At 71.9% G+C, this 18,260-nt stretch carries 10 protein-coding genes; 6 read left to right on the top strand and 4 right to left on the bottom strand.

Features of this window, described 5'->3' with window-relative positions; all coding sequences use genetic code 11:
* The first annotated feature begins 14 nt into the window (after nt 1-14).
* The 4 genes from O7599_RS13115 to O7599_RS13100 all read left to right on the top strand — a co-directional run bounded on the left by O7599_RS13115 (nt 15) and on the right by O7599_RS13100 (nt 5,349).
* Nucleotides 15-1,178 carry a histidine kinase gene (locus O7599_RS13115; protein ID WP_281622327.1) on the top strand — a complete coding sequence of 388 codons (1,164 nt, stop codon included), beginning with the start codon at nt 15-17 and terminating at the stop codon, nt 1,176-1,178.
* Nucleotides 1,175-1,843 (top strand): response regulator transcription factor, encoded by a 669-nt coding sequence (locus O7599_RS13110; protein ID WP_281622326.1) that lies wholly within the window; start codon nt 1,175-1,177, stop codon nt 1,841-1,843. The genes O7599_RS13115 and O7599_RS13110 overlap by 4 nt, the downstream gene beginning before the upstream one ends.
* A gap of 273 nt (nt 1,844-2,116) precedes the next feature.
* A complete protein-coding gene (locus tag O7599_RS13105; protein ID WP_281623366.1) occupies nt 2,117-4,243 on the top strand; it encodes an MMPL family transporter in 2,127 nt (708 codons plus the stop codon).
* Between the two features lie 74 nt (nt 4,244-4,317).
* Complete coding sequence (locus tag O7599_RS13100) at nt 4,318-5,349, top strand: alpha/beta fold hydrolase (protein ID WP_281623365.1); 1,032 nt, start codon at nt 4,318-4,320, stop codon at nt 5,347-5,349.
* 70 nt (nt 5,350-5,419) lie between these two features.
* Here the strand turns inward: O7599_RS13100 and O7599_RS13095 are convergent, their stop codons facing one another.
* Complete coding sequence (locus O7599_RS13095) at nt 5,420-6,415, bottom strand: LacI family DNA-binding transcriptional regulator (RefSeq protein ID WP_281622325.1); 996 nt, start codon at nt 6,413-6,415, stop codon at nt 5,420-5,422.
* A 391-nt stretch (nt 6,416-6,806) separates the two neighbouring features.
* Between O7599_RS13095 and O7599_RS13090 the strand changes: the two genes are divergently transcribed.
* Both O7599_RS13090 and O7599_RS13085 read left to right on the top strand, forming a co-directional pair.
* Nucleotides 6,807-10,814: a glycoside hydrolase domain-containing protein gene (locus tag O7599_RS13090; protein WP_281622324.1), complete on the top strand. Its 4,008-nt coding sequence runs from the start codon at nt 6,807-6,809 to the stop codon at nt 10,812-10,814.
* A 72-nt stretch (nt 10,815-10,886) separates the two neighbouring features.
* Nucleotides 10,887-14,855, top strand: a complete 3,969-nt coding sequence (locus tag O7599_RS13085; protein WP_281622323.1) for a glycoside hydrolase domain-containing protein — start codon at nt 10,887-10,889, stop codon at nt 14,853-14,855.
* A 25-nt stretch (nt 14,856-14,880) separates the two neighbouring features.
* Here the strand turns inward: O7599_RS13085 and O7599_RS13080 are convergent, their stop codons facing one another.
* Genes O7599_RS13080 through O7599_RS13070 form a run of 3 tightly spaced genes read right to left on the bottom strand, consistent with a single transcriptional unit; the run spans nt 14,881 to nt 18,255 of the window.
* The gene (locus tag O7599_RS13080) at nt 14,881-15,489 is read right to left on the bottom strand and encodes a hypothetical protein (RefSeq protein WP_281622322.1); all 609 of its coding nucleotides are present in this window, start codon (nt 15,487-15,489) and stop codon (nt 14,881-14,883) included.
* Nucleotides 15,476-17,083, bottom strand: coding sequence for a VWA domain-containing protein (locus tag O7599_RS13075; RefSeq protein WP_281622321.1), 1,608 nt, complete (start codon nt 17,081-17,083; stop codon nt 15,476-15,478). The genes O7599_RS13080 and O7599_RS13075 overlap by 14 nt, the downstream gene beginning before the upstream one ends.
* Nucleotides 17,080-18,255, bottom strand: coding sequence for a toxic anion resistance protein (locus O7599_RS13070; RefSeq protein WP_281622320.1), 1,176 nt, complete (start codon nt 18,253-18,255; stop codon nt 17,080-17,082). The genes O7599_RS13075 and O7599_RS13070 overlap by 4 nt, the downstream gene beginning before the upstream one ends.
* Between the last annotated feature and the right edge of the window lie 5 nt (nt 18,256-18,260).

Raw genomic sequence — 18,260 nt, 5'->3', positions numbered from 1 at the left:
GGCAAAATGGACGCGTGTCGTCTTCCGATCAGACCCGCTTCCGGCTGCCCCGTGGCGCCCGTGCCGACGCCGTGCTGGCGATCGGGGTGTTCGTGCTGGTGGCGCTCGGTGCGGAGGGGCAGCGGCTGAGCGGTGGCGGTGACTCGTTGTCCTCGCTGGTCATCTCCTGGGTGCTGGTCACGGCGGTGTGCGGGGCGCTGTTGTTCCGTCGCCGGTGTCCGGTGGCGGTGGGCTGGTTCACGGTACTGGTCACGGGCGTCTACTACCTGCTGAGCGATATCGACGGCCCGCTGGTCATCGTTCCGGTCGTGGCGCTGTACGCCATCGCGGCCCAGGGCCGGCTCCGGTCGGCCGTCGCCATGGCGGCGGCCATGGTGATCGGCGTGTCCGCGGGCACCCTGGCAGGCGGCAGCGACGTCAACGGCACGTCGGTGTTCATGCTGACCGGCTGGCTGGTCGCCGTCGTGGCTCTCGGTAACGGGCGGCACGGCAGGGTGGCCTACGCCGAGGAGGAGGCCCGGCTGCGGGCGACCGAGGAGCGGCTGCGCATTGCCCGGGAGTTGCACGATGTGATCGGGCACAACATTTCGATGATCAACGTGCAGGCAGGCGCGGCGCGGCACCAGTTGAAGAAGGATCCCGCCTTCCGGGCCGGGGCGGCGCTCAGTGCGATCGAGACGGGCAGCCGGACGATCCTGCGGGAACTCAGGGCCACTCTCGGCGTGCTCCGCCGGGTCGACGAGGACGCGCCCCGGGTGCCGGCCCCGGGGTTGGCCCGGGCGGATGAGCTGGTGGCCTCGGCGAAGCTCGCAGGGCTCGCGGTACGGATCGAGCGGAGTGGCGCGGAGCGCCCGCTGCCCGCGCCGGTTGACCTGGCCGCGTACCGGATCGTGCAGGAGTCGCTGACCAACGCCGCCAGACACGGCCGCGCCCGAGCGGTCACGATCCGGCTCGGCTACGGGGATCGGGAGCTGACGGTGGCCGTCGAGGACGATGGGCGGGGAGCGGCGGCTCGCCCGGCCGCCGCGGGCGGCGGCAGCGGAATCGCCGGCATGACGGAGCGGGCGCAGGCACTGGGCGGCGATCTGGCCGCGGATCCGCGACCCGGGGGCGGATTCGCGGTGCGGGCCCGGCTGCCCTACGGAGCGGGAGAGCCGACGGAGTGGAGCGACCGATGATCAGGGTCCTGCTGGCGGATGACCACTGGCTTGTCCGGGCCGGGTTCCGGTCGGTCCTGGAGGGCGAGGACGACATCGAGGTGGCGGGGGAGGCCGAGGACGGGCAGGCCGCGGTTTCGGCCTGCCGCGAACTCGTACCGGACGTGGTCCTGATGGACATCCGGATGCCGGGCATGGACGGCCTGGAAGCCTGCCAGGTGATCACCGGCGATGCGCGGCTGGCGGCGGTGAAGGTGGTCATCCTCACGACCTTCGATCTGGACGACTACGTGTACGGGGCGCTGCGCGCCGGGGCAACGGGCTTCCTGGTGAAGGACTCCGGGCCGGAGGAACTGCTGCACGCGGTGCGGGTGGCCGCCCGGGGCGACGCCCTGATCAGCCCGAAGGTCACTCGTCGGCTCATCGCCGAGTTCGCCGGTCGCGCGAAGGGCCCTCAGCCGGATCCCCGGCTCGATGTCCTCACCGGCCGGGAGCGTGAAGTCATGCAGTTGGTGGCCTCGGGCCTCACGAACGACGAGATCGCGCAGCGGCTGGTGCTGTCACAGTCGACGGCCAAGACGCACGTCAGCCGGATCATGACGAAGCTGGGGGCGCGGGACAGGTCGCAGGTCGTGGTGATCGCGGACGAGTCCGGACTGATCAGCCCGGGCCGGCCGGCGCAGTAGGCCGAGGGGGCGCGCTACCCCTGTGGTGCCACGTCGCCTACATCCGGTGGGGTACGCCCGGTGTCGTCCGGGGACCGACGATTTCGACCTTGCCGCGCGTGCACGATCAATGACGTGAACGCACCCGTATTCCTCGCCCGGGCCGGCAGCGCGTTCGCCATCCCTTCTTCCCTGCGAGGTAGCCACGTGTCTCCCACCCGCGGCGCAGCCGCATCCCTTGCCCTGCCCGCACCGGACCGACCGGACCGACCACGCCCCGGTCGGTTCGCGGCCCTGGCCGACTGGGCGCAGCGTCACCGATGGGCCGCCCTGCTGCTGTGGCTGGCCGTGCTGGCCGCCGTCGCCTTGGGTTCGCAGGCCGCAGGCTCCGCGTACAGGAACGACTTCTCCCTGCCGGGCACCGACTCCCAGGCCGCCACCGACCTGTACACCGAGCACGGTTCCGCCCAGGCCGGAGACAGCGTCGAGATCGTGGTGAAGGACGGCCAGGGGATCGACCGCCGCAAGGCCGCGGTGGAGGCGATGCTGGCCGAGGTGAGGGGTCTGCCGAGCGTTGCCGAGGTCCGCAGCCCGTACGCGGATGCCTCCGCCGTGTCCCAGGACGGCACGATCGGCTACGCCACCGTCACGCTCGACGGCAAGGCCGAGGCCGTGCCGAAGGAGGACGTCACCGCGATCATCGACACCGCCAAGGACGCCGAGGAGGAGGGGTTCCAGGTGGAGCTCGGCGGCGATGCCGTGCGCGGCGCGGAGGAGAAGGGCAGCCCGACCGCGGAACTGGCCGGCATCGCGGCCGCCGTGATCATCCTGGGGCTGCTCTTCGGCTCCCTCGTGGCGGCCGCCGTGCCGCTGATCACCGCCCTCTTCGCGGTCGGCTCGGCCCTCGGGCTGATCGTGCTCGCCTCGCACGTCTTCACCATCGCCGACTTCACCCCGCCCATCACGATGCTCGTCGGACTCGGCGTCGGCGTCGACTACGCCCTGCTGATCTTCTACCGCTACCGGCAGGAACTCATCCACGGCGCCGACCCGGCCGCAGCCACCCGCAAGGCGCTGGACGCCGCCGGCCGCACCGTCTTCTTCGCCGGCTGCACCGTGATCATCGCACTGCTGGGCCTGGTCGCGCTCGGCCTCGGCTCGCTGCAGGGCGTGGCACTCGCCCTGGCCCTGACCGTGCTGACCACGATGGCGGCCTCGCTGGTCCTGCTGCCCGCCCTGCTGGCGTTGTTCGGCAACCGCATCCGGCGGCACGTGCTGAAGCGCGCGGCGAAGGCCGGGGCCAAGGGCAGGGCCGAAGGCCGGCGCTGGCGGACCCTGGCCGGGGCCGTACAGCGCCGTCCGCTGCCTGCGCTGCTGGTCGCCGTCCTCGCCATGCTGGCCCTGTCCGCACCCGCAGCGGGCATGCGCCTGGGCTTCGCCGACGCGGGCAACGACCCCGGGACCACCACCACCAGGCAGGCGTACGACCTGCTCGCCGAGGGCTTCGGCCCGGGCTTCAACGGTCCGCTGCTCGTCCTGGCCCAGGGCGACGAGGCCGCCGGTCAGGCAGTCCGCTCCGAGCTGGCCAAGGTCGAAGGCGTAGCCGCGGCAAGCCCCGCGATGCCCTCCGACGACGGCAGCCTGTCCACCGTGATCGTCTACCCGGCCACGGCACCGCAGGACGAGGGCACCACCGACCTGGTGCATCACCTGCGCGACGATGTGGCTCCTGAGCTGCAGCGCGACACAGGTGCGGAGATCCTCGTCGGCGGCGCCACCGCAGCCTCCCAGGACTTCGCGGACACGGTCTCCCAGCGGCTGCCCTTGTTCGTCGCCGTCGTCGTCGGGCTCTCGTCACTACTGCTCATGCTGGTCTTCAGGTCGGTGCTGATCCCCCTCAAGGCCGCCCTGCTGAACCTGCTGTCGATCTCCGCCGCGCTCGGCGCCATGACCCTGGTGTTCCAGCACGGCCTGTTCGGCGTGCAGCCGGGGCCGATCGAAGCTTTCCTCCCCGTGCTGATCTTCGCGATCGTGTTCGGACTGTCCATGGACTACGAGGTCTTCCTGGTCTCACGGATACAGGAGGAATGGGAGCGAACGAAGGACCACTCCCTCGCGGTCCGGGAAGGACTGGCCTCCACCGGCAAGGTCATCACGGCGGCCGGGGCCATCATGATCGTGGTGTTCGGCGCCTTCATGCTCAGTCCGGACCGGATGCTCCAGCAGTTCGGCCTCGGCCTCGCCGTGGCGATCCTGATGGACGCGCTGGTCATCCGCTGCCTGATCGTCCCGGCAGCCATGCAACTGCTCGGCAGGCGGGCCTGGTGGATGCCCGCCCCGCTTGCCCGGCGGCTGCCCAGGGTAGCCCTCGAACGCCCGGCGGACAGTGCCGGAACCAGCGCGGGCCCGTGGTGTCGGTAGGTACACCGTCGGCCGGGCGGGCAGGGCCATGGTGGGGAGTGCCGGCTGTTTCTAGCGTTGTCGGCATGGAAGACATGGTTGACAACGGAGAACAGCCCGGCGCCGAGCCCACAGGCGGCACTGACACGTCCGGCCGTCGGAACCCCTCGCGGCGGTTCGCCCTGCGGGGGCTCGCGGCCTCGGCGGGCGGTGCGGCGCTCGCCGCCGGTGTCGGTGCGGGGACCGCGCGGGCGGCCGGGGACGGGCGGGGACGCCGAGGCGTGCGCACGTACGTCCTCGTGCACGGCACGCACAGCGCCGGCGCGTTCTGGACGGCGATCGGACGGGAGTTGGCGCTGCGGGGGCACCGCGTCGTCGCGGTGGACCAGCCGCTGCACGGTACCGAGCGGTTCGTGCCGGAGGCGTACCAGACGCAGGATCTGGCGGCGCTCGCGACGGAGCCCTCGCCGGTCGCCGCGCTCAGCCTCGACGACTTCGAGGCGCGCGTCACCGACGCCGTTCGCCGGGCCGCGCGCCTCGGCGGGCCCGTGGTGCTCGTCGGGCACAGCATGGGCGGCCTGTCGGTGAGCCGCGTCGGGAACGCCGTACCGCACCTCCTCGACCACATCTGCTACATGGCCGCCTTCTGTCCGAGCCGCAGCATGCCGTCCCTGGACGCCTGCGCCACCTCCCCCGAGGGGCAGGGCGCCATCAGCCCGGTGGAGCAGGTCATCGGCGACCCGGAGCGGCTGGGTGTGCTGCGGCTGAACTGGCGCACCGCGAACCCCCGTGACCTCGCGGTCTTCAAGGAGATGATCTGCGCGAACTACGGGGACGGCGCGTTCCTGCGGGTGCTGGAGGGCATGCAGACGGACGAGTCGCTGACGGCGTACGCCGGGCGGGCGGTGGGGCATGCGCGTACGTGGGGGCGGATTCCCCGCACCTATCTGCGGTTCGGCAAGGACAGGACGGTGGCCACCGAACTCCAGGACCGCATGATCGCCGAAGCGGACGAACTCACCCCGCACAACCGCTTCACGGTCCACGACTTCCCGGACGCCGGCCACCTCGGCCCGGAAGATCCCGCCCCCGTGACCGACATCCTGCACCGGCTGCCCCTCCGCTGACCCGTCGGCGCGGAACGGAGCGGTTGACGGCGTGGCGTGGGGACGGTTGTCGTCCGGACCCCGCCCTCCTTCAGCCGTGACCGGAGCCGGGGTCGCCGTAGCGCACGACCTTCGTGGGAATCACGATACGCAGCGGCCCGGCGTTGTCCGGATCGGCATCCGACTCGTTCAGGCGCCGCAGCAGCAGCTCCGCGGCCCGCCGGCCGAGTTCGCGCGGGTCGTACGCCACGATCAGCGGCACGCCGAGTACGTCGGCCAGTTCGAAGTCGTCGAAACCCGCCAGGCTGACGGCGCGACCGAGCCGGCTGGCGGCGCGGAAGGCGCCGAGGGTGTTGCGGCTGTTGGCGCAGAAGAGTGCCGTCGGGGGCTGGGGGAGTTCCAGCAACTGCCGGGCGGCGTCCTCGGCGGCCGGGATCGTGCGCTGCCGCAGCCGTACGTATCGTTCGTCCAGCGCGACTCCCGCTTCTTCGAGCGCGACGCAGAAGCCCCGGAACCGTTCGGAGCTGGTCCAGACGGACGGCGGCAGGCCGAGGAACCCGAGCCGGGTGTGGCCGGCTGCCAGGAGGCCGGCGGTCGCTTCGCGGGCGCCGCCGAAGTCGTCCACCAGTACGCAGTCCAGCGGCACGCCGGACGGGGGGCGGGCGCCCAGGACGATGGGCACCGAGCCCGGCTGGGCGGCGAGATGGGAGTGGTCGTTGCCGGCCGGAACGACGACCATGCCGTCGACGCGGCGGGCGGTGAGCTCTTCCACGAGCCGCCGCTCGCGTTCGACGTCTTCGTCGGTGTTGGCGAGGAGGACCTTCAGGCCCTGCCGGCTGACGCCCGCCTCCACGCCCAGCGCGAACTGGGAGTAGAAGGGGTTCGCGAGGTTGGTGACGACGAGGCCGATCAGTCCGCTGGTCCGCCCCAGCCGGAGGTTGCGGGCGGCCTCGTTGCGCCGGTAGCCGAGGGAGTCGACCGCGGCGAGCACCCGCTCCCGGGTCGCCTTGCTCACCCCGGGGTCGCCGTGCAGGACGCGGGACACCGTCATCGGGCTGACCGACGCGTGATCGGCGACGTCCCGCATCGTCGGAGGGCGACGAGAAGGAGAATCCTCGGTCACCGGCTTCTCCCCCGCTGCGTCACGTCGATGCCTGCACGGTTGCCCAGCGGCACCACGCTAGCACCGAACCACATCATCCCAGGTCACCCACTGTTCATGCCCGTTCTGCCGTCCGGGTGATGGTATCGATATCTCCCCGGAGGGTGCCCCTGTCGGGCAAGCGCGGAGTCTGCTCTACGAGGAGGGTGGCACCGACGCGGTGCTTCCGCTTCCCGTTGTGCCTGTTCAGGACGGTGGAGCGCGACCGGGGCCGGCGCACCCTCTTGACGGCGCCGGACGGGGCCCTTACGTTCCAACCGCACCACGGAATGTTATCGATAACTAGCGAACGTCGCCTCGCAGACAAGGCAGAGACATGTCGCAGATCGATCCGTCCCCTCAGGCCCCGTCCCGCCGCCGCTTCCTGGCCTCCACCAGCGGGCTGCTGGCCGTGAGCACCCTGGGAACAGGCGCCCGCGAGGCCACGGCCGCCGCGGCCGTGCCGGGAGACGTGCCCTCGGCCGGGTCCGCCCGGGACTACGTCCGCCTGGTCGACCCGTGGGTCGAGGCCGACGTCGGCCGGTACTTCTTCTTCCAGTCGGCGAGCAACCCCTTCGGCATGGTCAAGCTGCGTCCGGACACCAGCACCCACTCCGTTTGGGGCACCGGCTACCGCAGAAGCGAGTCCCACGTGAAGGGCTTCAGCCACCTCCACGACTGGCAGATCGCCGGGGTGCAGGTGATGCCGACGTCCGGCGAGGAGGTGCCGAAGCTCCAGGGCGACACCGGCTGGCAGTCGTACGTGAACCACGACGCCGGCGAGGTGGCGGAGCCCGGCTACCACCGGCTGCACCTGGACCGGTACGGCATCACCGCCGAGCTGACCTGCACCGACCGGGTCGGTCTGCACCGCTACACGTACGACGTCGCCGGCCCGGGCGAGATCGTCGTCAACCTCGGCGGCGTGCTCGGCGAGGCGGAGATGCAGGACGCCCACGTCACCAGGGCCGGCGACCAGATGGTCGAGGGATACGTGGCACAGGCCGGCACGCTCGCGAACGGTCACTACTACGGCCAGAGCGACGGCAAACACACGAAGCTCTACTTCAGCATCCGGTTCGACAGGGCCTTCGACTCGATGCACGGCTGGGCCGACGGCGAGCTCGCCGACGGCGGCGCCGCGGTCGACGCGGTCGAGGGCGACAACGCGGGCTTCTCCGTCCGCTACGACCGCCTCGATGCGGGAGAGCAACTGCAGGTGAAGGTCGGGCTGTCCTTCACCGGCGTGGCCGGGGCGCGGAAGAACCTGGAGGCGGAGCTGCCCGGGTGGGACTTCGACGCGGTCAGGGCGGCGTCGCGGCGACGGTGGAACGGGTTGCTGGGCCGGATCGACGTCGAGGGGGGCACCGAACAGCAGCGGGTGAAGTTCTACACCGACCTGTTCCACGTGCTGTGCGGGCGCAGCGTGGTCAGCGACGCCGACGGCACGTACCTCGACGACACCTGGAGCCGCGGGCGGATCGGCCGGCTCCCGCTCGACGGGTCGGGACGGCCGCGGTTCGCGATGTACAACTACGACGCGCTGTGGCTGACGCAGTGGAACCTCAACACCCTGCTGGGGCTGGCCTATCCGGAGATCTACTCCAGCATGGTGCGGTCCCAGCTCCGGATGTACGAGGACGGCGGGCTGCTGCCGCGCGGCCCCGTGGCCGGCAACTACTCGTTCGTCATGACCGGCTCCCCGGTGACCTCGTTCATCAGCGGCGCGTGGAACAAGGGCATCCGGGACTTCGACATCGACCTCGCGTACGAGGCCATGCTCGACGCGCACTCGATGGGCGGCCTCTTCGACAAGGCGCCCTACGAGTACGCCACCTGGGGCGAGAACCACGGCGGCGGCCGGGCCTACCTCGACATTGGGTACGTGCCCCACGACCTGCACGCCGAATGGCGGTCCCGCGGCGCCGGGGAGACCGTCGAGTACGCCTTCCAGGACTGGACGCTGGGGCAGTTGGCGCGGCGGCTGGGGAAGTCCGGCATCAACGTCGCGCAGTTCGCCGAGGTGTCGGTGTCCGCGCAGGTCAACGACTCCACTCTCGCGGGTGTACGGGCCGTCGACGGCCGGCCGAGGCGTTCCGGCATCCGCGAGCCGCGCGGCACGGGCTGGGCGTCGGGGGAGCGGAAGCCGTGGATCAAGTTGAGCTGGGCGGAGGAGAAGCGCGTCCGGAAGGTGGTGCTGAGCGACCGGGCCGAGGGCGACTCGCACGTGAACTCCGGTGTGCTGTGGTTCAGCGACGGTTCGTCGGTGAAGGTGGACCGGGTGCCGGCCGACGGCGGCAGGAAGGCGGTGACCTTCCGGCCCCGGCGGGTGAGCTGGGTGCGGTTCGAGGCCACCGGCGGCACCGGCGACGACGTCGGCCTCGACGAGATCGAGGTGTGGGACGACACCGACACGGGCGCCTTCCTGATCGAACGGTCCGGGAGCTGGCGCAACGTCTTCGACCGCGCCACCGGATTCGTCCGGCCCCGGGACTCCCACGGCCGCTGGAAGCACGACTTCGACCCGCTGTCCCCCGACGACTTCGTCGAGGCCAGCTCGTGGCAGGCGACCTGGTTCGCCTCGTACGACGTGCTCGGTCTCGCCAACCGGCTGGGCGGCCGTGCCGCGTACGCCGACAAGCTCAACGGCGCCTTCGAGCGGTCCGAGAAGGCCGAGTTCACGGGAGCCGGGCAGAACGGCGACGAGGACGCGTACGTCAACTACGGCAACCAGCCCGGCCTTCAGATGGCCCACCTCTTCACCTACGTGGGACATCCCTGGCTGAGCCAGTACTGGGTGCGCAAGGTCAAGGAGATCACCTACGGCGGCACGTCCACGACGAAGGGATACGGCGGGCACGACGAGGACCAGGGGCAGATGGGGTCGCTCAGCGCCCTGATGGCGATGGGGTTGTTCGAGGTGACGGGGGCGAGCCTGCCGCGGCCGGTGTACGACATCACGTCGCCGGTGTTCGACGCGGTCACGATCGAGCTGCATCCGGACTACTACCGCGGCCGTACGTTCCGGATCGTCACCCACGACAACTCCGCCGAGCACATGTACATCCAGGGGGCGAGGCTCAACGGTCAGCGGCTGGACAACGCCTGGTTCCACCACGATCAGCTCGCGGCGGGCGGTGAGCTGGAGTTGTGGATGGGACCGGAGCCCAACAAGGACTGGGGCGTGGCCGAGCTGCCGCCCTCCAAGTCCCCGGAAGCACCCGCGGTGCTCTACACCGCCCGCGACACCGTACGCGTCGACGCCGGCGAGACCGGCACCCTCACCCTCGCCGCCCAGAACCTCACCGATCGCACCGTCAAAGGAACCTGGCAGGCCCGCACACCCGCCGGCATCGACATCCGGCCCGCCCGCGGCGGCATCACCGCACCCCCCGCCGACACCGCCGAACAGGACCTCACCCTCCACGTCGCCGACGACACCGCTCCCGGACTGCACCGCGTCGTCCTCACCGGCCGGGCCGCCGACAGCACCGAACTCCCCGACGCCATCGTCTACGTCCACGTCGCCCCCGCCCTGTCCGTCTCGACCGAGCCGGCGCACCTGCACCTGCTGGAAGCCGCCCCCGTCACCTTCCAGGTGCGGCTGACCGGCAACGACGCACAAGACCTCGACGCCGACGTCTCACTGGAGCTCCCCGAAGGCTGGACCGCGGCGCCGGCGACCCGCACCGTGCGGGTCCCCGCCGGGACGGACGCCACCACCACCTTCACCGTCACCGCGCCGCAGGGCGCCGTCGGACCGCAGGCGCTCGCGGTGCACGCCCGGGGCGGCTGGGGCAGCGCCGACAGCCGGCCCCCAGCCACCGTCCACCGGGCCGTCGCCCTCCTCGGCAGCCCCGACCTCGCCACAGGGGAGTTCGCGCTGTCGCCGGACCGCTTCGGCGACTACCCCGCGGCCTTCCCCGACGACGTCGACGTCACGATCGGCACCGGCGACCCCGCCACCGCCTGGAGCTACATCCACCCCGGCCCCAACGACGCCTGGGCCGGCTCCAAGCAGCACACCTTCACCCTCCGCTTCGACCTCGACCAGCCGCCCGCCACCGACCTGGCCCTCACCGCCTGGCTCATCGACACCCAGCAGTCCGGACCGTCGATGCGGCTCTCCCTCAACGACGGGCCGCCGACCACCGTCAACCTGCCCGGCGGCGGCGGTGACGGCTTCCGCTGGGGCGACGGAGCGGACGGCGCCATCCGCCCCGCCACGCTCGACGTCACCCTCCCCGCCGACCGGCTCCGGGCCGGCCGGAACACCGTCACCCTCACCAACGCGGCCGGCTCCTGGATCGTCTACGACGCCGTCGCCGTCCGCGAAGCGCCGTAGCCGCGTGCCACCGCGCGCACCGTGCGCGCTCAGCTCGTCAACCGTCATCAAACGATCGACAGGGGATTCATCATGCCTGCAAGGAAAGCCGTCGGCGCCATGTCCCGGCGCCGTCTCCTCCTGTCCACCGGCGGCATGCTGGGCGCCGGTGTGGTGGGCGCCCTCGGCCCCGGCAGCGCCTGGGCGGCGACGCCCGGGGCCGGCGCCGCGGGGGAGGCGGGCCGGGACTACGTCAAGCTCGTCAACCCCTGGGTGGAGGCCGACCGGGGCCGGTTCTTCTTCTTCCAGTCGGCGAGCAATCCCTTCGGCCTGGTGAAGCTGCGCCCGGACACCAGCACCCACGCGACGTGGGGGACGGGTTATCTGCACAAGGAGAACCAGGTCAAGGGCTTCAGCCATCTGCACTGCTGGCAGATCTCGGGCGTGCAGGTGATGCCCACGTCGGGCGAGGGCGTGCCGAAGCTGGAGGGCGACACCGGCTGGGAGTCGCACGTGAACCACGACGCCGGCGAGGTGACGGAACCGGGCTATCACCGGCTGCACCTCGACCGGTACGCCATCACCGCCGAGCTGACCTGCACCGACCGCGTCGGCCTGCACCGCTACACGTACGACGAGGCCGGCCCGGGCGAGATCGTCGTCAACCTCGGCGGCGTGCTGGGCGAAGCGGTCATGAAGAACGCCCGCATCACCAGGCGCGGCGACCGCGAGGTGGAGGGCTACGTCTTCCAGCACGGCACCAGTTACCCCGCCCACCACAACCAGCTCTTCTTCAGCATCACGTTCGACAGGCCCTTCGACTCGATGCACGGCTGGGCGGACGGCGCACTCGTCGAGGACGGGGCCGCGGTCGGCGAGGTCGAGGGCGACGACGCGGGCTTCTACGTCCGTTACGACCGTCTGGCCGCCGGCGACGTCGTCCAGATGAAGGTCGCCCTGTCCTTCACGGGCGTGGCCGGGGCGCGCAGGAACCGGGAAGCCGAGCTGCCGGGCTGGGACTTCGACGAGGTCAGGGCGGCCTCGCAGCGGCACTGGAACCAGGTGCTGGGCCGGATCGACGTCGAGGGGGGCACCGAACAGCAGCAGGTGAAGTTCTACACCGACCTGTTCCACGTGCTGTGCGGACGCAGCGTGATCAGCGACGTCGACGGCACGTACCTCGACAACACCTGGCAGCACCGCAAGATCAGGAAGATCCCGGCGGACCGCGACGGCGTGCCGCGGTTCGCGATGTACAACTACGACGCGCTGTGGCTGACGCAGTGGAACCTCAACACCCTGCTGGGCCTGGCCTATCCCGAGATCTACTCCAGCATCGTGCAGTCGCAGCTCCGCATGTACGAGGACGGCGGCCTGCTGCCGCGCGGCCCCGTGGCCGGGGACTACTCCTGGGTGATGACCGGCTCCCCGGTGACGTCGTTCATCGCCGGCGCCTGGAACAAGGGCATCCGGGACTTCGACGTCGACCTCGCCTACGACGCGATGCTCGACGCCCACTCGATGGGCGGCCTCTTCGAGGCCGGTTCGTTCGAGTACGGGCGCTGGGGGAGCTGCGGCGGTGCCCGCCACTACCTCGACCTCGGCTACGTGCCGGACGAGGTGTGCGGCGGGCCGCTGGAGGGCGGTGCCGGACAGACGCTGGAGTACGCCTTCCAGGACTGGACGCTGGGGCAGTTGGCGCGGCGGCTGGGGAAGTCCGGCATCAACGTCGCGCAGTTCGCCGAGGTGTCGGTGTCCGCGCAGGTCAACGACGCGAACCTGGCGGGCGTACGGGCCGTCGACGGCCGGCCGAGGCGTTCCAGCGTCACCGAACCGGTGAACGTGGGCTGGGAGTCGGGGGAGCGGAAGCCCTGGATCAAGCTCAGTTGGGTGGAGAAGAGGCGCGTCCACAAGGTGGTGCTGAGCGACCGGGCCGGCGGCGACTCGCACGTGAACTCCGGTGTGCTGTGGTTCAGCGACGGCTCGTCGGTGAAGGTGGACCGGGTGCCGACCGACGGCGGCACCAAGGTGGTGACCTTCCGGCCCAGGCGGGTGAGCTGGGTACGGTTCGAAGCCACCGGCGGCACCGGCGACAACGTGGGGCTCCACGAGATCGAGGTGTGGGACGACACCGACGTGGCCGCGTACCTCGTCGAACGGTCGGGCAACTGGCGCAACGTCTTCGACCGCACCACCGGGTTCATCCGGCCCCGCGCCATGAACGGCCGCTGGCGGGACCCCTTCGACCCGCTGTCGCACGACGACTTCGTCGAGGCGAACGCGTGGCAGGCGACCTGGTTCACCTCGCACGACGTGATCGCCCTGGCCAACAGGCTCGGCGGCCGGAAGGCGTACGCCGACAAGCTCAACTACGCCTTCGAGCAGTCCGCCGACGCGAACTTCATCGCTGAGTACGGGAAGGGCCACGTCAGCTACGGCAACCAGCCGGGGCTGCAGGTGGCGCACCTGTTCAACTACGTGGGACATCCGTGGCTGACCCAGTACTGGGTGCGGCAGGTGAAGGAGAAGACGTACGGCGCGATCTCGACCACCGACGGCTACGGCCACTTCGACGAGGACCAGGGTCAGATGGGTTCGATGAGTGCCCTGATGGCGATGGGGTTGTTCGAGGTGACGGGGGCGAGCCTGTCCCGTCCGGTGTACGACATCACGTCGCCGGTGTTCGACGCGGTGACGATCGAGCTGCATCCGGACTACTACCGCGGCCGTACGTTCCGGATCGTCACCCACGACAACTCCGCCGCGCACATGTACATCCAGCGCGCCAGGCTCAACGGGCGGCGGCAGGACAACGCCTGGTTCCACCACGATCAGCTCGCGGCGGGCGGCGAGCTGGAGCTGTGGATGGGACCGGAGCCCAACAAGGACTGGGGCGTGGCCGAGCTGCCGCCCTCCAAGTCCCCGGAAGCACCCGCGGTGCTCTACGCCACCCGCGACACGGTACGCGTCGACACCGGCGAGACCGGCACCCTCACCCTGGCCGCCCAGAACCTCACCGACCGCACCGTGAAGGCGACCTGGCAGGCCCGTACCCCCGCGGGCATCGAGATCCAGCCCGCCCGCGGCACGCTCACCGCACCCGCCGGCGACGCCGCCGAACAGGACCTCACCCTCCGCGTGACCGACGACACCGCCCGCGGACTGCACCGCGTCGTCCTCACCGGCCGGGCCGCCGACGGCACCGAACTCCCCGACGCCATCGTCTACGTCAACGTCGCCCCCGTGCTGTCCGTCGAGGCCGTCCCGGAGCGGCTGATCCTGCTGCAGGGCACGCCGTCGACCGTCCAGGTCCAGGTCACCAGCAACGATGTCGACCGGGAACACTCCGCCGACGTCGGCCTCAAGGCGCCGGACGGCTGGACGGTCGAGCCCGCGAGCCGATCGCTCGACGTGCCCGCCGGCGGCAAGGCCACGACCACGTTCACCGTCACGCCGCCGGCGGACGCGTCGGGCGAGCAGCCCCTGACGCTCACCGCCGCCTGGGGCGAGGACGGCGCCGACCACGAGCTGTCCGCGACCGTGAGCCGGAAGGTGGCCCTGCTCGGCAGCGCCGACATGACCACGGGCGAGTTCGCGCTGTCGCCCGCCGGCTACGACGACTACCCGGAGACGTTCCCGGACGACGTCGACTTCACGATCGGTGAGAGCGACCCCGCCACCGCCTGGAGCTACATCCACCCCGGCCCCAACGACGCCTGGGCCGGCTCCAAGCAGCACACCTTCACCCTCCGCTTCGACCTCGACCAGCCGCCCGCCGCCGGCCTGGCCCTCACCGCCTGGCTCATCGACACCCAGGAATCGGGACCGCCCACCGTGCAGGTCTCCCTCAACGACGGCCCGCCGGCCACCGTCGCGCTCCCCAAGGGCGGCGGTCAGGGCTTCCACTGGGGCGACGGGGAGGACGGACCCGTCCGCCCCACCGTCCTCGACGTCGCCCTTCCCGCCGACCGGCTCCGGGCCGGCCGGAACACCGTCACCCTCACCAACACGGCCGGCTCCTGGATGGTCTACGACGCCCTCGCCGTCCGAGAGCTGTCGTAAGGCCCAACCGGCCGGGCGCCGGAGTTCAGTCGCCCGGCCGGTCCTCCAGGTACCGCGAGTGGGAGCGCTGGCGGCCGCTCTCCTCCTCGCGCAGGTCGGCCGCCAGCCGGGTCGCGTCCCGCAGCAGCAGCGTCAACTGGCGGTCCAGATGGGACTCCGGCGCCTCCGCGCCCGGGGCGAGCCGCGACCACCAGCGGGCGCGGGCGTAGGCGTCGATGGACTCGGGCAGGTCGCGGCGGACGATCCGGGCCAGCGCGTGCAGCGCCTCGGGGTGGCGGGGGAGTGCCTCGGCCGACCAGCGCGGGTCGAGGAGCCCGTCCAGGACGGCCGTCAGCTCCCGCATCCGGCCGGCCGCCTCCGGCGGGAGGGCGGTGGCCGCGGCGTACGACCGCAGCGCGGTGAAGTCCTCGCGCAGCTCGCCCAGTTGCGTCGCCGGGTCCGGGAACGCCGGCGGGGCGACCCGTTCCGGCGGGGCCAGCAGCGCGCCCGCCCCGTACAGGCCCGCCACCACCGCCGGCCAGTACGCGCCGGCCGCGCCGGTGAAGGTCAGCACCAGGCCGCCGAGTCCCGCCGAGGCCCCGGCCAGGTTCTTCTTCGAGCCCAGGTAGCCCAGAATCCGGTCACTGATAGCCACGGATCTCCTCGAAGGCCGCGTCGAGCGGGCCCTTGGACGCGTCGAAGAGCCGGCCGCCGGTGAGCTCCGCGATGCCCGCGAGCTCGCCGCGGTCCGAGTCGCCGAAGACGATGGGGAACACGGGCGTGGCGCGCTGGTCGGGCGGCAGTGCGGTGTAGAAGCTCCGGAACTCCGGCGCCCCGTCGCCCGCGGTGTTCTCGCCGTCCGTCATCAGCACGATCGTGGTGAGGTACGGGGTGTCGCCGGCCGCCCGCGCCAGATGCCCGTACGCGGCCCGCAGGCTGCTGAAGATCGCCGTGTCGCCCTGCGCGGCCAGCGCGTCGACGTCGGCGCGGATCGCCGCCAGCGCGGCGTCCTGACCGCCGGGGCGTACGACGTGCGTGCGCGTGCTCTTCACCGCCGAGCCGAACGGCATCAGCGTCACCTCCTCCCGGTCCCGGAAGCGCCGCCCGGTGGGCGACGACGCGGTGCCGGTCAGCTCCTTCAGCGCCTCCTTCAGCGCCGCGAGCCGCTCGCCGCGCATCGAGCCGGAGGTGTCGAGTACGTACACGGTGCGGGCCGGGCGGCGCAGCTTGTGCTCGTACGTGGCCAGCAGCGCGTCGGACACCGACTGGCTGCCCGGGTACGGCAGTTCGCGCCGCTTGCCCGCGGGCAGCGCGGGCGCGGGGTCGACGGACGGGGACACCGGCCGGCGCAGGGTGCGTTCGGTGATCAGGCGCTGGGCGGGCTCGCTCAGCAGATAGCGGGTCAGGGCCCGGACGGCGTCCCGCCGGCCGGGTGCCGCGGAGGTCAGCGCGGCCAGCGGGTAGTCGGCGGTGACCACGCCGTCGCCGGGGCGGATCACGGTGAGGTCCGTGTGCTGGTCGCGGTTGAGCGACAGCAGCACCGACTCGTAGTTGACCAGCGCGTCGACCGTGCCGCGGTGCAGATAGGCGTCCGCCAGCCAGCCGGAGGAGCCTGAGGTCAGCGACTGTCCGGAGAAGAACTCCGCCAGCCCCGGCGTGGCCCGCCGCACGTCCGCGTCGGTCAGCGCCGACTGGGCGTGCGACAGGGCGGAGGCGACGGCGATCAGCGCGGAGTAGCCGGAGTTGGAGCGCAGCGGGTCCGTCATCCCGTACGTCAGCCGCCCCGCGGCCACCGCCTGCTGCACCTGCGCCCAGGTGACCCGCTCCGGGTCCGGCCAGCCGAGCCGGTCCATGGCCCGCGCGCCGACCCCGAGGGCCACCGGCGAGGTCATCACCGGCGTCTGCGACAGCACCTTGCGGGCCGCGCCGGGGCGCAGCCGCAACTGGTCGGCCGACGCGACCCAGACGGCGTCGTGCTTCCCGTCGGCGCGGCCCGACGCGACCGCCTCGATGGCGTCCAGGGTGCCGCCGTACGTCATCTCCACGCGGATGCCGGTGGCCTCCCGGGCGGCCTTGAGCACGTGCGCCATGTCGGCGAGTTCGCTGGAGGCCAGCACGCGCAGCGTGCCGCCGGGGCTCGTTCCGCCGCCCTCGCCGTCCGCCTCGCCGTCGTCCCCGTCGTTCGTGCAGGCGGCGGCGGGCAGCACCACGAGGGCCGCGAGGAAGGCACTCAGCTCTCTTCGGTTCACGCGGGACCGCCGCCTTCCAACTGGCCGCGGGTGCGGGTGCGCTCCAGATGGGCGCTCGCCGCCTGGAGTTCGTCCGTCAGGGACTGCACGGTCGCCGACATCGACTCGGTGGCCTGCGCCTTGTACGTGTCGATCGCGTCCAGCGTCCGGTAGATCTGCTGGAACGCCTCCCGCAGCGTCTCCGCCCCCACCGCCGGGTCGGCGGCGATGCGCTGGATGTCGCCGCTCTGCGTGGCCAGCATCTCCGCGTTGCCGCGGATCAGCTCCTCCGTCGTCCCGCGTAGGGCGTTGACCTGCTCGGTGACCTTGCGCTGGCTGTCCAGCGCGGCGGCCAGCGTCACCGCGATGCGCAGCGCCGAGACGGTGGTGGTCGCGGCCCGGTCGACGCCCTTGATCAGCTCGTCGTTGTTGCGCCGGACCACGTCCATCGCGAGGTAGCCCTGGGCGCACACCGCCATCTGGGTGAGCAGGTCCTGGTGCTTCTGCCGGACGGGGAAGAGGAGGTCCACGCGCAGCGCGTCGGCCTGCGCCGGATCGGTGGCCTCCGCGTCGGCGATGCGCTGCTCGACCGCGGTGTCCAGGGCCTGCGTCAGGACCGCGGCCTCCTGCAGCTTGCCGATCGTCTCCCACAGCCGGGTGCGCTCGGTGTGCAGGGCCGCGTTGTCGCGGCGCAGCTCGTCCTGGCCGCCGCGCAGGGTGGAGACGATGTGCTGCAGGGTGCCCTGGGCGGAGGCGTAGCGGGCGACGTGGTCGCGCAGCTTGTTGCCGCCGGGCAGCCGGGACAGCAGCCGGCGGGCGCCCTTGCCGGGGGTGTCGCGCGGGTCGAGGTCCTCGACCGTACGGCGCAGCTCCACCAGCGACGACGCCACCCGGGACTGCGCGTCACCGCCCCGGCCGGGCAGACTGCGCACGGTGCGGTCGAGCATGCGGTTGGAGGACTGGGCGGCGGCGCGGATCTCCCCCGAGCCGAGGGCGGCGACCTCGCCGATGCGCTCGGCGAACTCCGGTGAGCGGGCGTCCAGTCCGGCGATCCTGTCGAGGTAGTCCTGGGCGCGGCGCGCCAGCTCCTGCCGTACGGACTCCTCCAGCGGGATGAGCCCGGTGGCCCGCTCCGGCGCGATCGGGGCGACCGGCTCGGGCGGGGTGAGGGTGAAGGTCTCGTTGTCGGTCAACGTGC

Source organism: Streptomyces sp. WMMC500, assembly GCF_027497195.1.
GTDB lineage: Bacteria > Actinomycetota > Actinomycetes > Streptomycetales > Streptomycetaceae > Streptomyces.
The sequence above is the reverse complement of the archived record's forward strand: the minus strand, read 5'-3'. Positions and strand labels throughout refer to the sequence as shown.

Coding starts and splice junctions, on each gene's coding strand:
- O7599_RS13095 (WP_281622325.1), bottom strand. CDS start 6,415: ATGCGGGACGTCGCCGATCACGCGTCGGTCAGCCCGATGACGGTGTCC.
- O7599_RS13100 (WP_281623365.1), top strand. CDS start 4,318: ATGGTTGACAACGGAGAACAGCCCGGCGCCGAGCCCACAGGCGGCACT.
- O7599_RS13090 (WP_281622324.1), top strand. CDS start 6,807: ATGTCGCAGATCGATCCGTCCCCTCAGGCCCCGTCCCGCCGCCGCTTC.
- O7599_RS13110 (WP_281622326.1), top strand. CDS start 1,175: ATGATCAGGGTCCTGCTGGCGGATGACCACTGGCTTGTCCGGGCCGGG.
- O7599_RS13085 (WP_281622323.1), top strand. CDS start 10,887: ATGCCTGCAAGGAAAGCCGTCGGCGCCATGTCCCGGCGCCGTCTCCTC.